The following is a 19,366-nucleotide window of genomic DNA, read 5'->3' on the forward strand; positions in this document are numbered from 1 at the left end:
AATCAAAAAGAGGGTTGTATGGACTATAAAGAGACGCTCCTTTTGCCCAAAACCACTTTTCCTATGCGAGGAAATCTGCCGCAAAATGAACCAAAAAGATATGCAAGATGGTTTGAGAATAAAGTTTACGAGAAGATGAAAAAGAAAAGAGAAGGAAGACCTCTCTTTACTCTCCACGATGGTCCTCCTTATGCTAATGGACATATTCATATTGGCCATGCACTCAATAAAATTCTCAAAGACATTATTGTCAAATTTAACTACTTTGAAGGGAATGCTGTTCGTTTTACTCCTGGATGGGATTGTCATGGATTGCCAATTGAGCAGCAAGTAGAAAAGAAAATCGGTACAAAGAAAAAAGAGGAACTTCCAAAGACAAAAATCAGAGAGCTGTGTCGTGAACATGCCAGCAAATTTGTCAATATTCAAAGAGAAGAGTTTAAAAATCTTGGTGTAATAGCAGATTGGGAAAATCCTTATTTGACAATGGATTATGCCTTTGAAGCTGATATCTACCGTGCTCTTTGCGAAATAGCAAAAGAGGGCCTTTTGGTTGAGCGCAGCAAGCCTGTATATTGGAGCTGGGCAGCAAAGACTGCATTGGCTGAAGCAGAAGTGGAGTATGAAGATAAGGTAAGTCCGTCGATATATGTAGCTTTTAAGCTTGATAAAGATGCTGCAGAAAAGATCGGAAAAGATGCTAGTATTATCATATGGACTACAACCCCTTGGACTCTTCCAGCAAACACAGGAATTGCCCTCAATCCAGATATTTCGTATGTACTTACAAGTGATGGCTATATAGTTGCAGAAGATCTGTATGAAGAACTTCAAGAAAAAGAGATAGTCAAAGGGGAGGTAGAGAGGAAAGTTGCAGCAAAAGAGCTTGAAAATCTTCATGCAATCAATCCTCTTAATGGTCGTCGTAGCCGCATAGTTCTTGGAGAGCATGTTACAACAGAAAGTGGGACAGGGGCGGTCCATACTGCACCAGGACATGGTGAGGATGACTATCGTGTAGGACTTGCTTACAATCTTGAAGTACTTATGCCAGTAGATGATGAAGGGCGCTATGATGAGACGATAGTGCGAGAAAAACTCTTGCCCGAAGAGTTTGTGGGGATGAATGTATTTGAAGCAAACGAGAAGATTTTAGAGCTTCTGGGAGAGAGTCTTTTAAAAGCAGAGAATATCAAACACTCCTATCCACACTGTTGGAGAACACATAAGCCTATTATTTTTCGTGCTACAAAGCAGTGGTTCATTGCTGTGGATAAAGCGCCAAAAGAGCTACAAAAGACACTCCGCCAGATAGCTTTGGAAGAGGTGGAAAAGACTGCCTTTTATCCAGAGTGGGGACGAAACCGTTTGCGTGCGATGATAGAGAATCGACCAGACTGGTGTATATCCCGCCAGCGTGACTGGGGTGTGCCAATTGCATTTTTTAGAGACAAAACTACAGGTGAAGTCATTTTAGATGAGAAGGTACTCAATTATATAGCGATGATTTTTGAGCGTTTTGGAAGCGATGCTTGGTATAGTATGGAGATAAAAGATCTGCTCTATCCAGGAAGTGGTTATGATCCGCAGAATCTAGAAAAAGTCATGGATATTCTTGATGTTTGGTTTGATAGTGGATCAACCTGGTATGCAGTGCTCAAATCTCGCCGCTATGATGCAGGAGAGTATCCGGCTGATCTCTATTTAGAAGGAAGTGATCAACACAGGGGTTGGTTTCAAAGCTCACTCTTAGTAAGCAGTGCTATAGAGAAAAAAGCACCATTCAAAGCTATTCTCACTCATGGGTTTACAGTCGATGAAAAGGGTGAGAAGATGAGCAAATCCAAAGGCAATGTAGTTGCTCCTCAAGATGTTGCGAAAAAATTTGGAGTTGAGATTTTACGCCTTTGGGTAGCTATGAGTGACTATCAAAGTGATCTTAAGATCAGTGAAAATATCCTCAAGCAGATTGCGGAGCAATATAGGAAACTGCGTAATACTTTTCGTTTTATGCTAGCTAATATCAATGATCTTGATACTATTAATGAAGAGTTTGGTGTACTTGATCGCTGGATTTTGACCAAAGCAAAAAGAGTATTTGAGCAGGTAGAGGAACATTTCAAAAACTACGAATTTGCAAAAGGCTTTAATATTCTCAATAATTTTATAGTGAATGAATTTAGTGGCATCTACCTCGATGTATGTAAAGATCGCCTTTACTGTGATGCGCTCAATGATCCTCATAGACGTGCGAGCCAAAGTGCTATGGCTCTCATTGCCAAATCGATGCTTGGTCTTATTGCCCCTGTACTTACCTATACGGCTGATGAGATAGTAGAACATGCACCACAAATTTTAAAAGGCACAAAAGTGTCAATTTTTGATTTTGAGATAGAGAGACTTCCAGAAATTACAGCTGCATTTGATGAAGTGTATATGTTGGAAGCTAGAAGAAAATTCAATGAAATTATTGATAATCTCAAAAAAGAGAAGCTTATCAAATCATCTTTGGAAGTAGTTATTGATACTCATGCAAAAAAAGTGCTAGCTCTTCCAAAGACTGAGCGTGAAGATTGGTTTATAGTTAGCGGCGTTGATAGTGAAATAGGTGGAGAGGAGCTTGGTAGATTCGAAGTTGATGGAGATAAATTTGTGATCAAAATAGCTACGCTGCATAAGTGTCCTCGCTGTTGGAAATATCAAGCAATTGAGCCTGAGGCTCTTTGTGAGCGTTGCCAAAAGGTAGTAGATGGACTTGAGTAAGCCGGTACCACCAAGTGCTATTGTATGGGCTATTATATTTTTTCTATTATTAGTATTTATTGGGATTTTATTTGTAAGGAGAATGCGTTGATAACACTTAAGAAGGCTTTGGAATTACCAAAAGAAGAACTTGCTGAACTCAAAAAGGATTTAGCTGCAAAGGCTGCAGAGCACAAAGAGCTCAATGCCTATATAGCACTCGATGAGAGCGGTGAGGGTGTACCTATTGCAATCAAAGATAATATTCAAGTTGATGGATGGGAAGTGACATGCGCGAGTAAAATCTTGCAAGGCTACTATGCGCCCTATGATGCAACAGTGATAAAAAAGCTCAAAAGTGCTGGATTTGCTCCATTTGGACGCACAAACATGGATGAGTTTGCGATGGGGAGCACCACAGAGACAAGCTGCTACGGCAAAACACTCAATCCAAAAGATCCTAGCAGAGTGCCAGGCGGAAGTAGTGGCGGAAGCGCTGCAGCAGTAGCTGCAGGTATTGCTATCGCAGCTTTGGGGAGCGATACAGGTGGCAGTATCCGCCAGCCAGCAGCTTTTTGTGGAATTGTTGGCATGAAGCCAACATATGGGAGAGTGTCACGCTTTGGTCTTGCAGCATATGGAAGTAGTCTCGACCAGATTGGCCCGATGACGAAAAATGTGGAAGATGCAGTGATCCTCTATAATGCAATCGCAGGATATGATCCAAAGGATAGTACAAGTGCACAGGTTGCATTTACGCCGGTTGAGCCAAATCCAGAGAGAAAACTAAGAATCGGAGTTGTACCAAACTTCATCAAAGATGCTAGTGCAGCTATCCAAAAGGCGTATGACAAAGCGATTGAAGCTCTTAAAAATGCGGGGCATGAGATCGTAGAAGTGACGCTCATGGATGCAAAGTATGATATTGCAAGCTACTATATCACAGCAATGGCAGAAGCGAGTACGAACCTCAGTCGCTATGATGGTGTCAGATATGGCAGAAGAGCCCAAGCAGACAATCTCAAGGAGATGTATAGAAAGACGCGCAGCGAAGGGTTTGGCGAAGAGGTAAAGAGACGCATTCTGCTGGGAACATTTGTGCTCTCTAGTGGATATTACGATGCATACTATATCAAAGCACAACGTGCTCGCCACTTAATCAAGGATGAGTATAGCAAGGTTTTTGAGGAGGTTGACCTCATTCTCTCACCTGTTGCGCCAAACGTTGCCTATAAATTTGGCGAATTGGCAAGTCCGATGGAGATGTATCTGAGTGATGCATATACAATTGGAGTGAACCTGGCTGGTCTTCCTGCAATCAGTTTGCCTGTAGATGAGTATGAGGGATTGCCTATTGGATTGCAGCTTATTGGTAAAGCGTTTGATGAGCAGACGCTTTTTGATGGTGCTATGAGTTTGGAAAGAGCAACAAGGAGCTAAAATGAGAATACGTAAACGTGCATTGACTTTTGAGGATGTTTTGCTTGTCCCTAAGCATTCAACTGTACTTCCTAAAGAGGTGGATATCTCTACGATGCTAACAAAAAGGGTACCGCTTAATATCCCACTGGTTTCAGCTGCTATGGATACTGTAACTGAGCATAGAGCTGCTATTGCCATGGCAAGACTTGGAGGTATCGGGATCATTCACAAAAATATGGATATTCCAAGCCAAGTCCAAGAGGTCAAGAGAGTCAAAAAGAGTGAGAGTGGTATTATCATCGATCCAATTTATGTCCATCCAGATGCGACTATTGCAGAGGCTGAGCGACTTATGAGCGAATATAAGATTAGTGGTGTTCCTGTGGTAGATGAAAATATGCACCTTTTGGGAATCTTGACAAATAGGGATCTACGATTTGAGAAGGACTTTAGCAAAAAAGTAGCAGATGTAATGACAAAAATGCCTCTGATAACTGCGCAACCTGGCATTACTCTTGAAGAGGCTGCAGAGAAGATGAACGAGCATAAAATCGAAAAGCTTCCAATCATTGATGAAGAGGGAAAACTTAAAGGTCTCGTGACAATTAAAGATATTAAGAAAAAGATCGAATATCCAAATGCGAATAAAGATGAATTTGGGAGACTAAGAGTTGGCGCTGCAATTGGTGTCAATCAGTTTGATCGTGCACGCGCATTGGTAGAAGCTGGAGTAGATGTGCTTGTGCTTGATAGTGCACACGGGCATTCACAAGGCATCATCGATACACTCAAAGCGATTAAAGATGAGCTTGATATCGATGTAGTTGCTGGAAATGTGGCAACTGCTGAAGCAACAGAGGATCTCATCAAAGCTGGTGCAGATGCAGTGAAGGTGGGAATTGGACCAGGAAGTATCTGTACTACACGCATTGTAGCTGGTGTTGGTGTACCACAAATTAGTGCGATTGATGAGTGTGCAACGGTAGCCAAAGAGTATGGTGTACCAATCATAGCTGATGGAGGGATAAAATACTCTGGTGATGTAGCAAAAGCTTTGGCAGTGGGCGCAAGCAGTGTGATGATTGGAAGTTTGCTTGCTGGAACCGAAGAGAGTCCAGGTGAAGTGATAATGTATCAAGGACGCCAATACAAAACATATCGCGGTATGGGCAGTATTGGGGCTATGACAAAAGGGAGTACAGACCGCTACTTCCAAGAAGGAACTGCTGCTGATAAACTCGTGCCAGAAGGAATTGAAGGTATGGTGCCATATCGGGGTAAAATTGCAAATGTTATCCATCAGCTTATTGGAGGATTACGTAGTTCTATGGGATATCTTGGTGCTAAAGATATCAAAGCTTTTCAAGAGAGAGCTGAATTTGTTGAGATCACAAGTGCTGGGTTGAAAGAATCTCATGTTCATGATGTAACTATCACAAAAGAAGCTCCTAACTACCACGTATAAGAGGCTCTGCCTCTTGTCTTTTCTTATTACTTTTTGTAATATATTCCTACAACTTTGCAAAGGTTTTTTATGAATCCATTTGAGCGCTATCAGACATTTATCGTCCAGCAATCATCCAAAGAGGGTCCAATCTCTCCTCCAATTGTTGGCTCTGCATCCTTTGCCTATGGTGATCCACAAACTGCTGAGGATATCTTCGCTGGAAAGGTTGCAAAACCACTCTATGCAAGAATGGGCAATCCAACAGTAGCAAGGCTAGAGAGCGCAATAGCAGCAATCGATGAAGCTGATGGTGCAGTAGCTACAGCAAGTGGAATGGGTGCGATTGCTGCGGTATTGAGTGCATTTTTGCAAAGTGGGGATGAGGTGGTATGCGTTGGCTCACTGTTTGGTGGTACATATGCGCTTTTGACGCAGACATTGCAAAGATTTGGTATTAAGAGCCGCTTTTATAAGAAGGCTGATGATGTAGAGATTACAAAAAATACAAAGATGCTCTTTTGTGAAAGTGTGGGTAATCCTACCACAACCATTGTCGATTTTGCCAAGATGCAAGAGATTGCGAAAAATTATGGAGTTTTATTTGTAGTGGATAATACTCTAACGCCACTTCTTTTCAATCCATTCGATTGGGGCGCTGATATAGTAGTCTATTCGACTACGAAAATTCTCAGTGGACATTCACAATCCCTTGGAGGAGCGGTTGTTTTTAAAGAGCCTCGAGAAGCGCTATTTGATAAATTTTCTTTTTTAAAGCAGTTTTATGACAAACTTGGTGCAAAAGCTATCATGGGAGTTATCAAAAAAAGGGTAATGCGCGATTTTGGTATGAGTATGAGTGCTTATAATGCATATCTTACCCTTCTAGGTCTTGAAACTCTAGCTCTACGCATCCAAAGAGTAATACACAATGCCCAGTATGTGGCACAAGAGTTGGAAAAATCTATCAAAGTCCTCTATAACCAAAACAGTAACTTTTTTCCTTATGGCATTGGACAAATGATGAGCATCGATTTAGAAAATAAAAATAGGGCATTTGCTTTCTTGCAAAAAAGTAAATTTCTCTATATTACTGCAAATATTGGAGACGCAAGAACGTTGGGATTGCATATGCAAAGCACAATATACTCTGATTTTAGCACAGAGGTACAAGAGTACTTTGGCATAACCCCAGGGCTAGTGAGACTCTCTATTGGTCTAGAGAATCCGCAAGCAATTGTGCAAGACTTTTTGCAAAGCCTCAACTCTTGACAAAGAGAGAAAAATCTTTTATAATTTCACCGCAATTCAACGAACAACTCATGAAAGATTGGGGTGTCGCCAAGCGGTAAGGCAGCGGGTTTTGGTCCCGCCATTCGGGGGTTCGAATCCTCCCACCCCAGCCATGATCTTCGCATATCGCGGGGTAGAGCAGTCTGGTAGCTCGTCGGGCTCATAACCCGAAGGTCGGAGGTTCAAATCCTCCCCCCGCAACCAAATTAATTCTTCCTTAACGAAAAATCCACTATCATAACAGCAAAAATCAAAGGTTTTTTTATGATTAAAAAGTGTCTGTTTCCTGCTGCTGGGTATGGTACCCGTTTTTTGCCAGCTACAAAGGCGATTCCAAAAGAGATGCTTCCCGTCGTCAACAAACCTCTCATCCAGTATGGAGTCGAAGAGGCGATAGAAGCTGGTATGGATACTATGGCTATCATTACAGGGCGCGGTAAAAGAGCAATTGAGGATCATTTTGATATCAGTTATGAATTGGAGCATCAGATCAAAGGAACTTCTAAAGAGCATCTTCTCAAAAATATTCGTTCTCTTGTAGAAAACTATACATTTACCTACACTCGCCAAAAGCAGATGTTAGGCCTAGGACATGCAGTACTAACAGGTGAGACTCTTATAGGAAATGAACCTTTTGGTGTAGTACTTGCTGATGATTTGTGTGAGGGTGAAGACAAAGGTGTATTGGCACAAATGGTAGAAGTTTTTGCAAAGTTTCGTACATCTATCGTTGCAGTTATGGAGGTTGATCCAAAGGATATAAGTAAATATGGTGTTGTAAAAGCTAAAGAGATAGAAAATGGAATATATATGGTTGAAGATATGGTAGAAAAACCATCCAGTGAAGAGGCTCCTAGTAATTTAGCAATAATTGGCCGGTATATACTTACTCCCGATATATTTTCTATTCTACGTACAACTAAACCTGGATCCGGTGGAGAGATACAACTTACTGATGCACTTAAAGTGCAGGCACAGCAAAATATGGTCATAGCCTATAAATTTAAAGGAAGACGTTTTGATTGCGGAAGTGTGGCAGGTTTTGTAGAGGCTACCAATTATTTTTTTCAAAAGTTTGCGCAAGAATAATCTGCTATAATTATAAAAAAAACTTATCAGGATGAAAGATGAAAAAAGAGACCTTGGCTTTGCATGCTGGCTACACAAAAGATGAGCAAAAGACGATGGCGGTACCCATCTATATGTCCACAGCATATGCATTTGATAGTGCTGAACATGCTGCAAACCTCTTTGCTCTCAAAGAGCTAGGAAATATTTACACCCGCATTGGGAACCCTACAACAGATGTATTTGAGAAGCGTTTTGCCGCATTGGAAGGTGGAGAGGCAGCACTTGCAACTGCTAGTGGTATGGCTGCGATTACCTATAGTGTACTCAATCTATGCGAAGCAGGTGACAATATCGTCGCAGCCAATCAGCTCTATGGAGGTACAGTTACGCTCTTTACCCATACCCTTAAGCGTCTCGGTATCGAAGCACGCATGTTTGATGTGCATAAGCCTGAGCAGCTTGAAGATCTCCTAGATGAAAAGACAAAGCTCATCTTCTTTGAATCTATCACCAATCCAAGCATCGATGTGCCAGATTTTGAAGCAATTGTTGCTATAGCAAATAAATATGGAATCATCACGATAGTAGACAATACTGTTGCAACACCAATGCTATGTAGCCCTCTTGAACTTGGCGTCGATGTGGTGGTGCACAGTACAAGTAAATATACAACAGGTCAAGGTCTAGCGTTGGGTGGCATTATCGTAGAGGGTAGAAGTGCGAAAGAGAAGCTTCTTGATAAGAGTCGCTATCCTCACTTTAACGAACCAGATGCAAGCTATCATGGGCTTATATACAACGAGACACCATTTCCGCCATTTATCTTGCGCGCACGTTTGAGCCTCTTGCGTGATATGGGAGCAGCTCCAAGTCCATTTAATAGTTGGCTTTTTATCCAAGGATTGGAGCATTTGAGTTTGCGTATAAAGCAGCATAGCCAAAGTGCCCTAGCAATTGCCAAATGGCTCGCATCACATCCAAAAGTAAAAAAAGTCAACTATCCACTTCTTGAGGGGGATAAAAACTATAAAAATGCAAAAAAATATCTCAAAGGTGGAGCAAGTGGGCTTTTGAGTTTTGAGGTTGATAGCTTTGAAGAGGCAAAAAAGATTGCAGATAGCGTCAAAATTTTTAGCCGCGTTGTAAATATCGGTGATAGTAAATCAATCATCACACATCCAGCATCAACAACCCATCAGCAGTTGAGTGCCGAAGAGCTAGAGCTTGCAGGTGTGAGCGAAGGGCTTATACGCCTAAGCATTGGTTTAGAAGCCGTTGAAGATCTCATCGCTGATCTTGAGCAGGCGATGAGCTAAGAGATTAAAAATTTAGCACTGTTTATATATTTCATAAGAGCCATTTGAGTATAATAAAGCGAAAATGTCACAAGAGGTTACTCATTGAAAATTAGGACAAAACGAGCAAAATTTACCAATCCTCTCTATCTTGAAAGCGGACGTATACTCGAACCTTATGAAATAGCTTATGAAACTTATGGCGAACTCAATGAAGACAAAAGCAATGTCATTGTGGTATGCCATGCTTTGAGTGGTTCACACCATGCGGCTGGGCGCTATGAGGGGGACAGAAAGTCTGGATGGTGGGATGCGCTCATAGGTGATGGCAAGGCGATCGATACACGCGAATGGTTTGTCATCTGTACCAATACGATCGGAAGCTGCTTTGGCTCTACTGGCCCTATGAGCAAAATGTATCCAAGTGATGAGCCTTATAGATTCAAATTTCCCGTCATCACGATCAAAGATATGGTCAAAGCCCAGCGTATCCTCTTTGCAAAGCTTGGTATTGACAGAGTCCATGCAGTTATTGGCGGAAGTATGGGTGGTATGCAGGCGCTCCGCTTTGGTGTAGACTTTCCAGGTTTTGCCAAACATATCATCTCTTTGGCAGCAACCCATGCAACAAGGCCTTGGGTGATCGCATTCAATGAGATTGCAAAAGAGGCAATTATAAAAGATCCTGATTTTAAAAATGGAAACTACGATCCACAAGAGATTAAAGAAAAAGGCTTAACAGGTCTTGCTATCGGGAGAATGGCCGGACATATTAGTTTTTTGAGCCACTACTCTATGGATAGAAAATTTGGAAGAGATTATGTGCCAAACGAGGGAATCTACGAGCTATTTGGAAGATTTCAAGTAGAGCGCTATTTAGAATACAATGGCTACAATTTTAGTAAATGGTTCGATCCCTTGAGCTATCTCTACATTACAAAGGCGATAAATCTCTTTGATCTTTCAAACGGCTACGATTCACTCCAAGAGGCGCTTGAGCGCATAAAATCAAAACTCTTTTTGATAGGATTTGAAAAGGATCTGCTCTTTTTGCCTGAAGAGATGAGAGAGATTGATGAAGCGATGGAGAGTATCGGCAAAGGGGAGCTAAGCGAATACTATGAAGTACCAAGTGACTATGGTCATGACGCTTTTTTAGTAGAAGTGGATAAATTTAGTGACTATATCAATGCGATTGTGGAAGGAAAGAGATGAATGATTTTGAGAGTAAGATAAAAAAAGCGAAAGAGATTTTAGATGAACTTATGAAACAGGATATTCCATTAGCAAAGAGTGTGGAACTTTATAAGGAGGGGATGAAGCAACTCAAAGAGGCACAAAAGATGCTCGAAGAGGCAAAAGCGCAGATTGAGAAGATAGGAAAAGAGCAATGAATGTAGCACTATTGCAGACCGCTTCACTGGCTCTTGGTCTCAATAGACTCGACTACTATCTTAAACTCTCCCAAAGCAAAGGTGTACGTCTCTTTGTATTGCCTGAGTATGCTCTCAACCACTTTTTTTTAGAGCTAGTTAATATGCCACGAGGAATGGTAAAGCAGCAAAGCAGTGCACAGCTTGAAGCACTGCGAGAGCTCTCTAGCAAATACGACACTATTATCGTTGCTCCAATTGTACGCATTATAAAAGATAAAATCTATAAAAGCATCGCGATTGTCAAAAAAGAGCGAGTGCAATACTATAATCAACAAATTCTTATCAACTATCCTCACTGGAATGAAGAGCGGTTTTTTGATAATGAGATCGCTCCTTTGCAACCTGCACCAGTGTTGCGCATTGATAGATACAAGATAGGGGTATTGGCTGGATTTGAGATACATTTTGATTTCTTTTGGCAAGAGTTTTTAAAAAAAGATGTTGATGCTGTGTTAGTACCTACTGCTGCGACTTTTGCTTCACATGAGCGTTGGAGAGCGGTGCTTAGCTCACGTGCTTTTTGTAACAATGCATATGTTTTGCGTATCAACCGCATTGGTGAGCATACAGATAAAGATGGTAATATTTGGAAATTTTATGGAGATAGTTTTGTTGTAGATCCAAATGGCAATGTGACTATTGAGCTTGGCAGTACAGAGGAGCTCATCATCACTGCAATTGACAAGGATATAGTCAAAGAGGCAAAGAAGAGCTGGAAATTTCGACAAGCATTGAAGCGTAGGGGTATGCTATGAAAGAGTATTTTGCAAGGCAGATAAAGCTGTGGGGAGAGGATACACAAGAGAAGCTCCAGGAAAAATCAGTAGCGATTATTGGATGTGGTGGGCTTGGAAGCTCACTCGCTTTGGCTCTGGGATCGAGTGGAATAGGGAAGATATATTTAGTCGATTTTGATGAGGTGAGTGTGCACAATATCCATAGACAGGTGACATTTGGTCTCAAAGATGAAGGCAAAGCTAAAGCCCAAGTAAATAGATGCGTTATTGAGAGTAGATGCCCTTATGTAGAAGTAGAGGCCTTTTGTGAAGATTTCGATGCCTTTAGCAAAAGAGATATCAAAGTCGATCTCATATTAGATGCAACAGATAATCTTCCTACTCGTGCAAAAATCGATGCATATGCTAAGAAAACCAAAACGCCTTGGATCTATGCAAGCGTTGAGGAGTTTCGTGGACAGGTCTGCTTTATGGATAAAGCAAGTTTCAAAGCCTTCAAAGTAACTGACCGCCAACCCGGAGGCATTGCTGCACCCATTGTGATGCTTGTTGCGAGTTTCGAAGCAAATCTAGCTCTGCGCTATCTAGCAGACTTGCCTATCAAAAAGGATCAGCTCTATTTTCTCTATTTTGACAGTGAGGGAGAGTTTTGTTTAGATAAGTTTGGGATGCCAAAGGATAGCGATGCAGTTTGAGAAGTACCCTTTTGAAAAACTTGCTGCACTTTTAGATGGCTTGAGCCCAAATAGTGAATATATGCCTTTGAGTCTTACAATCGGAGAGCCACAATTTGCAACGCCAAAATTTATCCAAGATGAGCTATGTAAACGAAGTGAGCTATTAAACAAATACCCTAAAACTGCTGGTGAAGAGATATTGCATGATGCTATTAAAGCTTTTGTATCAAGGCGCTTTGGAATCGAGCTAGATGATAGTGAACTTGTTCTTAGTTTTGGAACAAGAGAAGTGTTGTTTAATTTTCCGCAGTTTTTGCTTTTTGATAAAAAATCGCCAACAATGGCTTTTACCAACCCTTTTTATCAGATCTATGAGGGTGCAGCAATTGCTAGTAGAGCCAAGATAAAATATCTTCATCTCTCTGAAGAGAATGGTTTCAAACCTATAGTCGATGAGAGTTTAAAAGACGCAGATCTTGTGATTATCAACTCACCAAATAACCCAACAGCTGCAGTGATGGATATGCGTGAACTCCAAGAGTGGGTGAAGGCTGCTTTGGAGTATGATTTTGTCCTTATCAATGATGAGTGCTATAGTGAGATCTATGTAGACACTCCGCCACCTTCACTTCTAGAGGCAAGCAAAGTTGTAGGAAATGAGAAGTTTAAAAATATTTTGGTTGTCAACTCTCTTTCAAAACGGAGCAGTGCTCCAGGGCTTCGGAGTGGTTTTATCGCCGGAGATAGAAAGATCTTAGAGGAGTATAGACGCTATCGCACATATGTAGGGTGCGCTTCGCCTCTGCCTTTGCAGTATGCCGCCGCTGCTGCATGGAGAGATGAGGAGCATGTGCGAGAGAATCGTGATAGATACCGCAAAAATTTTAAAATAGCCAGAGAAATATTGGGTGTAGATATTCCAAAAGCCACCTTCTATCTTTGGCTCGAGGTCGGAGATGATTTAGCTTTTACAAAGATGCTGTATACCAGATACAATATCAAAGTATTGCCAGGTAGTTTTCTGGGGCGCCAAGGAGTTGGGAGCGGATATGTACGTATAGCCCTTGTCTATGATGAAAATAAAACCAAAGAAGCACTAATGCGCATAAAAAGAGCACAAGAGGAGAGATGATGGATCTAGAAAAACTCAAAAATGATAAAGAGTTTTTGGATAATTTACAAAAAGAAAAAAGCGAAGCACTCAAATATAAAAATATTGTCAAAATGTATGATGTGCTTGATACTATGCTAGCTCTCGATCTTGAGGATGAAGAGATTGATACACTCTATCAAAATATCTTAGAAGTTGCATTTGATCGTCTCGCACAGATGCTAGCAGATGCGCAGAAGTTTGATTTTGCAAAAGATGAGGATCTCTACATCGCACGTGCAATTTATGAGCATGCGATAGAGCGATGGGATCAACGAGATTTTAAAGGAGCAAGTGAGCTATTTTTGATTTTGAGTGTTTTGGTTCCTGAAGATTTCCAAGAGGCTATGCTCTTACCTATGGCAGCAACAGCACAAAAAATGGAGCTAGATGATTTTATCCAAAAGTTTGTTAAAAAAGAGGAGATGAGTGAAGAGAGTATCTTTTTGGACAAATTTACCGATAATGCGAAAGAGTTTATGCAAAAAAGTAAAGATCTTATAGATCAAGAACTCAAAAAAGTAAAAAAGTTGGCGTAATGAGAGTACATTTTATAGGTATTGGAGGCATAGGCCTGAGTGGATTAGCGCGATTTATGAAACATGAGGGGTATGAGGTAAGTGGGTCTGATATCAAGTGGACACCACTACTACGAAAACTCCAAGAAGAGGAAATAGAGGTATTTGTACCCCAGCAAGCAAGCAATATCAGTAGCGATATAGACCTCGTGATTTACAGTGCAGCAATCAAACCGCACAACCCAGAACTCCAAGCTGCAAAAAAGGCTGGAATCAAGACTCTTAGCAGAAGAGAGGCACTCCCTCTCATCTTAGGAGGCAAAAAGGTTTATGCAGTTGCTGGAGCGCATGGCAAGAGTACAACAAGTGCAATACTTGCTTCAATTTTAAAAGATGCAAATGCTATCATCGGAGCAGAGAGCAAAGATTTTGGATCGAATGTGCACTTTAGCAATAGCCAGACTGTAGTTTTTGAGGCTGATGAGAGTGATGCGAGTTTTCTCAACTCCAATCCCTACTGCGCAATTGTTACCAATGCTGAGCCAGAACATATGGAGTTTTACAATCACAATCTTGATCTTTTTTATGATACCTATGCAAAATTTTTAGAACAAGCAAAAGTACGCATAATCAATGCTGAAGATCCTTTTCTTGGCTCATTGAATATGGAGATGATTGCGTTAAACCCAAGTGAAGATATCAAAAATTTAGAATATTTCCTCAAAGATGATGAGCCATATATCCGCTTTGAGTTGAGAGATTTTGGTGAGTTTGAAGTGTGGGGATTTGGACGCCATATCGCCTTGGATGCTAGTTTGGCTATCCTTGCAGCTATGCGAGAACTTGGTCTAGATGAGATACGCCGAAATCTCAAAAACTATCGCGGGATCAAGAAACGTTTTGATATTGTAGAAAAACGAGATGATCTTATTATTATAGATGACTATGCGCATCATCCTACAGAGATTGAAGCCACACTCGCTTCACTCAAAGAGTTTGCACGTCTCAAAGGTATTGAAGATATCACAATAGTGTGGCAGCCTCACAAATACTCACGCGTTCTTGATAACCTCGAAGGGTTTGTACGTTGCTTCTTGCCAAATGCAAATCTTGTCATTCTCCCTGTATGGGCTGCGGGTGAAGAGCCAGTAGATATCGACTTTGCCAAACATTTTGCTCACCATAAGCCACTCTTTGCAGACCGCTTGCAAAAAGACAACGGCGAGGTGGTTTTGCTCAAGAACAACCAAAAACTCCATGCAATCAAAAAGGGTCTTGTGATCGGCTTTGGTGCAGGGGATATCACCTATCAGCTACGAGGTATAAGCTAGGTATGGCGTTTTTCTATTTTTTACTCTTTTTGCTCGTAGTATTTGCGATTATTGGAGCTGTAGTCTACTTCTTTACCTCATTTACTTCGCGTATCAAATATTTTATTCTTGCTGGTCTCTTTCTTGGCTGGCTTGCTATTTTTCTCTATACCTATTGGCAAGATCAAAAACGAATTTACCGTGATAAGATCTATTATGAATTTATCCATGGCAAAGAATTGATGTGTAAAAACCCTTTTGGAAAAGAGGTGAGAGTAAAGAAGCAAAATTTTAATTTTGTGAGCGGAACTCTCGTCTTTATGGGGAAAGAGGGTACACCATATGAGGGTCTTGTAGTAAGTATTGATAGATGTAAAGGAGAGTAGTGGAAGAAAAACTCGATCTTGTTGATTTTTTAAATGCTTTTCGCTCCTTTTTTGCTAGACCTAAACCTTTGGCTATTGAAGGGGATATCAATCTACACTACGCATATATTCAAGAGCTAAGAAACTATAACTTCAATACTCCTCCCCAAGTAGATGCACTGGATACTGCACTGCAGCATCTGCGCAAACAGGGTGTATTAAGCATAGAAGAGATTTTTAGTTTTATAAAGATTATTCGCTACTTTCTTTATCTTCACTCAATAGAATTTGAAGGAAAAGTGGGAGAGTGGATCAGCAGCATTGAAATACCAGATGAGATTCGCCAGATTGAAGGTTATTTTGATGAAGAGGGAAAAATCCGCAGCCAAGTAGATGAGAGGCTTTTAGCCCTTGAGAATGCACTGAGTCATACAAAAGAGCAGATTCGCCAAAAGCTCCAAGGCCTCCTCAATACCAAAAAACTCCAAAGCTATCTTGTGGATCGCCAGATTCACTACATCAACGGTGAAGAGGCACTGCTAGTTAGAGGAGGATTTAATCATGTGCTCAAAGCTACAGTTGTTGGACGCAGTAGCGCCGGGTTTTTTTATGTAGTGCCACGAGATCTTAGTAACTTAAAAGATAAAGAGGCTGATCTTCTCAGCCAAATCGAAGAGATTCACTATGAGATACAAAAGCGTATCAGCTCTATTTTTACAAAATGGCTCAAATTTTTAGAGTTTATCAATAGGCAGTTTGATAGATTCGATCACTACCAAGCCCGCATCAACTTTGCAAAGGCAAAAGATCTTGCTCTCATTTTGCCTAAAAATGATCATAAAATAGTTCTCAAAAACTTTGCCCATCCAGCTATTGAAAATCCAAAGCCTGTAAGTATCGATTTTAGTAAAAAGATCTTAATCATTACAGGTGTCAATGCAGGTGGGAAAACAATGCTTCTCAAATCCATCCTCTCAGCTGCATTTTTGGCAAAATATCTCATACCTATGCAGTGTGATCCAAAAAGTCATATAGGAAGATTCAAAGAGATAATTCCCATTATTGAAGATCCACAAAATGTCAAAAATGATATCTCTACATTTGCTGGAAGGATGCTTGCTTTTAGCAGGCTTTTTCAAAAAAATGATGCACTTGTTGGAGTCGATGAGATAGAGCTGGGAACTGATAGTGACGAGGCTGCCACACTTTTCAAGGTGATTTTGGAAGAGCTTATGAAAAAAGATATCAAAATAGCTATCACTACCCACCATAAGCGTCTTGCTTCCCTTATGGCAGCGCATGAAGATGTGGAACTTTTGGCTGCAATGTATGATGAAGAGAAGGGTGTGCCAACATATGAGTTTTTGCAAGGGATTATTGGCAAAAGCTATGCATTTGAGACGGCAAAACGCTATGGAATACCTCAAAGAATAGTAGCTAGAGCAGTAGAAGAGTATGGAGAAGATCAAGCAAAACTCAGTGAGCTTATAGAGCGAGGAAGTGAGCTAGAGCGTGAACTTAGGCGCAAAAATGCAGAGCTGCAAAAAGAGCTAGATCTGTTGCAAAAAAATCGCATTTTGCTTGATGAGGAGCGCAGTGCATTCTATGAGAGGCTCCAAGCTGAAAAGGCAAAACTCCAAGCACTCTATAAAGAGGCTATCGATGAGGCAAAAGCTGCCATCAAAGCAAAAGAGACCAAAGAGGCACATCGTCACCTCACACAAGCTGCGCGCAAAGTAAAAAATGCGAAGATACAAAAGCCTGAGCCAAAAGAACTCAAAGTTGGCGATGAGGTTAAATATAAAAAGACAAAAGGTGTGATCTTAGGAATACGTGGCAAAGAGGCAACAATTGAGGCTGAGGGGATGAAACTGCGCGTACCTCTAGCCGATTTGAAACCGACAAAAATAGTGAAGAAAAAAGAGAAATCAAAAGTGAAAGTTTCTCCTCCCTCCAAACTCTCCGTCAAACTTGATCTGCATGGGCTTCGAGTAGAAGAGGCATTAGAGAAGACCGATAAATTTTTGAGCGATGCTCTCATGGCTGGATTTGATGAAGTGCTGATTTTTCATGGAGTAGGGACCGGAAAACTTGCTCGTGCAGTGAGAGAGCTTTTAAAAGAGCACCCAAGAGTCAAAAGTTTTCATGATGCTCCTGCAAATATGGGAGGTATGGGCGCTACGGTTGTGGAGCTATGAGAGAGATCATAGGTAAACTCAATAGTCTTCTAACTCCAAGAGATAAACAGGTTCTCTTTTTTTTATTGCTATTCTCAGTCTTTGTCTCTTTGATTGAGACAATTGGTGTAGGTATCATTATGCCTTTTATCTCGGCTGCTAGTGATTTTACGCAAATAGAGCATAATCATTATCTCCATGCAATCTATAACTTTTTTGGTTTTTCCAATCCTTTAGAGTTTGTTGTGGCTTTTGGAGTTTTCTTAGTATTTTTTTATATAGCAAGAAGTCTCATAAACTTACTCTACTTCTACTTGTTGGCTAGATTTTCTGAAGGACGCTACCATCTATTAGCATATAGGCTTTTTGAAAACTATATGGGACTAAAGTACCAAGATTTTATTGAAAAAAATAGTGCCCATATGACAAAAGTTATTGTCAATGAAGCAACACACCTTGTAAAGCTTATCTCTGGTCTGCTTTTTATGATGAGTGAAATATTCGTAGTCATTTTTATCTACGCAATGCTTTTGTGGGTGAATTGGAAAATGACTCTTCTTTTGACACTCTTTTTGGGAATAAATCTACTCCTACTCAAAAAGATGATCTCACCTAAAATCAAAAAAGCAGGAGAAAAAAGAGCTGCTTTTCAGCAGCGTTTCTATGAGGTTATGGCTTCAGCTTTTGGTAATTTTAAAATAATTAAACTCAAAGGCATTGATAAAGATGTAGTAGAGCAGTTTAAAGAGGCTAGTTACGGTTTTGCACGATCAAATATCCTCAATGCTACACTTGCTCAATTCCCTCGGCTCTTTTTGGAGATGGTGGGATTTACGCTCATTGCTCTTATTGTTATCTACCTCGTGCTCAAATACCAAACAGATATCAAAGCAGTTTTGCCAATTCTTATGATGTTTGTTTTGGGGCTTTATCGTCTTATGCCAAGTGTCAATAGGATCTTTAGTGCATACAATGAGATCCTCTTTTATCTCCAATCACTCAAAATCATTCACAATGAGCTCATTTATGAGCCAGAAGAGCTTGGTGATGAAGAGATAGCGTTTCAAAAGGAGATAAAATTAGAAGATATTTGGTTTGGGTATAAAGAAGATAAGCCCATTTTAAAAGGAATCGATCTCACAATCAGAAAAGGTGAAAAGCTTGGAATTGTCGGAGAGAGTGGGAGTGGCAAATCAACACTTGTTGATATAATAATAGGTCTCTATAGACCTCAAAGAGGGAAAATATCTGTCGATGGAGTGGAGGTCAATGAGAAAAATCTCAAGAGTTGGCGCAAAAAAATTGGCTATATTCCACAACAAATCTACCTCTTTGATGGGACAATTGCACAAAATGTAGCATTTGGCGAAGAGATTGATGAGGAGAGGGTAGAGCGGGCATTGAAAAAAGCAAGACTCTTAGATTTTTTAGAAAGACACCATGATGGTATTTATACAAAAGTTGGAGAAAATGGTATCAAGCTCAGTGGTGGGCAAAAACAAAGAGTAGCCATTGCAAGAGCACTGTATAATGATCCGGAAGTTTTGGTCTTGGATGAAGCTACAAGTGCTTTGGACAGTGAGACAGAAGCCAAGATCATGGAGGAGATTTATAAAATTGGAAGTGATAAAACTATGATAATAGTAGCGCATCGTATAAGTACTCTTACTAGTTGTAATAGAATAATTGAAATCAATGATGGTAAAGTTAATATTGAATAATGCATAAA

The 19,366-nt window shown here is 40.5% G+C and carries 16 protein-coding genes and 2 tRNA genes; all 18 read left to right on the forward strand.

Going from position 1 to position 19,366, the window contains the following annotated elements; all coding sequences use genetic code 11:
- Positions 1 to 18: 18 nt before the first annotated feature.
- The 18 genes from ileS to JG734_RS03265 all read left to right on the forward strand — a co-directional run bounded on the left by ileS (position 19) and on the right by JG734_RS03265 (position 19,358).
- A complete protein-coding gene (gene ileS / locus JG734_RS03180; RefSeq protein WP_201333584.1) occupies positions 19 to 2,763 on the forward strand; it encodes an isoleucine--tRNA ligase in 2,745 nt (914 codons plus the stop codon).
- A gap of 87 nt (positions 2,764 to 2,850) precedes the next feature.
- On the forward strand, positions 2,851 to 4,182 hold the full coding sequence (gatA, locus tag JG734_RS03185) for an Asp-tRNA(Asn)/Glu-tRNA(Gln) amidotransferase subunit GatA (RefSeq protein WP_236587018.1): 1,332 nt from the start codon (positions 2,851 to 2,853) through the stop codon (positions 4,180 to 4,182).
- 1 nt (position 4,183) lies between these two features.
- Positions 4,184 to 5,629, forward strand: a complete 1,446-nt coding sequence (gene guaB / locus JG734_RS03190; protein ID WP_201333586.1) for an IMP dehydrogenase — start codon at positions 4,184 to 4,186, stop codon at positions 5,627 to 5,629.
- A gap of 69 nt (positions 5,630 to 5,698) precedes the next feature.
- Positions 5,699 to 6,880: a PLP-dependent aspartate aminotransferase family protein gene (locus JG734_RS03195; protein ID WP_201333587.1), complete on the forward strand. Its 1,182-nt coding sequence runs from the start codon at positions 5,699 to 5,701 to the stop codon at positions 6,878 to 6,880.
- Positions 6,881 to 6,939: 59 nt separating this feature from the next.
- Positions 6,940 to 7,014 (forward strand) — tRNA-Gln (locus tag JG734_RS03200).
- A 14-nt stretch (positions 7,015 to 7,028) separates the two neighbouring features.
- Positions 7,029 to 7,105: transfer RNA gene (locus JG734_RS03205), tRNA-Met, on the forward strand.
- A gap of 60 nt (positions 7,106 to 7,165) precedes the next feature.
- Complete coding sequence (gene galU / locus JG734_RS03210) at positions 7,166 to 7,990, forward strand: UTP--glucose-1-phosphate uridylyltransferase GalU (protein WP_201333588.1); 825 nt, start codon at positions 7,166 to 7,168, stop codon at positions 7,988 to 7,990.
- Between the two features lie 38 nt (positions 7,991 to 8,028).
- Positions 8,029 to 9,288, forward strand: a complete 1,260-nt coding sequence (locus tag JG734_RS03215) for an O-acetylhomoserine aminocarboxypropyltransferase/cysteine synthase family protein (RefSeq protein WP_201333589.1) — start codon at positions 8,029 to 8,031, stop codon at positions 9,286 to 9,288.
- Between the two features lie 84 nt (positions 9,289 to 9,372).
- Complete coding sequence (locus JG734_RS03220; protein WP_201333590.1) at positions 9,373 to 10,482, forward strand: homoserine O-acetyltransferase; 1,110 nt, start codon at positions 9,373 to 9,375, stop codon at positions 10,480 to 10,482.
- Complete coding sequence (gene xseB / locus JG734_RS03225) at positions 10,479 to 10,661, forward strand: exodeoxyribonuclease VII small subunit (RefSeq protein WP_201333591.1); 183 nt, start codon at positions 10,479 to 10,481, stop codon at positions 10,659 to 10,661. Before JG734_RS03220 ends, xseB begins: the two co-directional genes overlap by 4 nt.
- Positions 10,658 to 11,458, forward strand: a complete 801-nt coding sequence (locus JG734_RS03230) for a carbon-nitrogen hydrolase family protein (protein WP_201333592.1) — start codon at positions 10,658 to 10,660, stop codon at positions 11,456 to 11,458. Before xseB ends, JG734_RS03230 begins: the two co-directional genes overlap by 4 nt.
- Positions 11,455 to 12,135 carry a ThiF family adenylyltransferase gene (locus JG734_RS03235; protein ID WP_201333593.1) on the forward strand — a complete coding sequence of 227 codons (681 nt, stop codon included), beginning with the start codon at positions 11,455 to 11,457 and terminating at the stop codon, positions 12,133 to 12,135. Before JG734_RS03230 ends, JG734_RS03235 begins: the two co-directional genes overlap by 4 nt.
- A complete protein-coding gene (locus JG734_RS03240) occupies positions 12,125 to 13,249 on the forward strand; it encodes a succinyldiaminopimelate transaminase (protein ID WP_201333594.1) in 1,125 nt (374 codons plus the stop codon). The genes JG734_RS03235 and JG734_RS03240 overlap by 11 nt, the downstream gene beginning before the upstream one ends.
- Positions 13,249 to 13,806 (forward strand): hypothetical protein, encoded by a 558-nt coding sequence (locus tag JG734_RS03245; RefSeq protein WP_201333595.1) that lies wholly within the window; start codon positions 13,249 to 13,251, stop codon positions 13,804 to 13,806. The genes JG734_RS03240 and JG734_RS03245 overlap by 1 nt, the downstream gene beginning before the upstream one ends.
- A complete protein-coding gene (gene murC / locus JG734_RS03250; protein ID WP_201333596.1) occupies positions 13,806 to 15,116 on the forward strand; it encodes a UDP-N-acetylmuramate--L-alanine ligase in 1,311 nt (436 codons plus the stop codon). Before JG734_RS03245 ends, murC begins: the two co-directional genes overlap by 1 nt.
- Before the next feature lie 2 nt (positions 15,117 to 15,118).
- Entirely contained in the window at positions 15,119 to 15,481 is a 363-nt protein-coding gene (locus tag JG734_RS03255; protein ID WP_201333597.1) for a hypothetical protein, read from the forward strand.
- The gene (locus JG734_RS03260) at positions 15,481 to 17,658 is read left to right on the forward strand and encodes an endonuclease MutS2 (protein ID WP_201333598.1); all 2,178 of its coding nucleotides are present in this window, start codon (positions 15,481 to 15,483) and stop codon (positions 17,656 to 17,658) included. Before JG734_RS03255 ends, JG734_RS03260 begins: the two co-directional genes overlap by 1 nt.
- Positions 17,655 to 19,358, forward strand: a complete 1,704-nt coding sequence (locus JG734_RS03265) for an ABC transporter ATP-binding protein (RefSeq protein ID WP_201333599.1) — start codon at positions 17,655 to 17,657, stop codon at positions 19,356 to 19,358. Before JG734_RS03260 ends, JG734_RS03265 begins: the two co-directional genes overlap by 4 nt.
- Positions 19,359 to 19,366: the final 8 nt, after the last annotated feature.

It is taken from the genome of Nitratiruptor sp. YY09-18, assembly GCF_016593235.1.
Classification (GTDB): domain Bacteria; phylum Campylobacterota; class Campylobacteria; order Campylobacterales; family Nitratiruptoraceae; genus Nitratiruptor.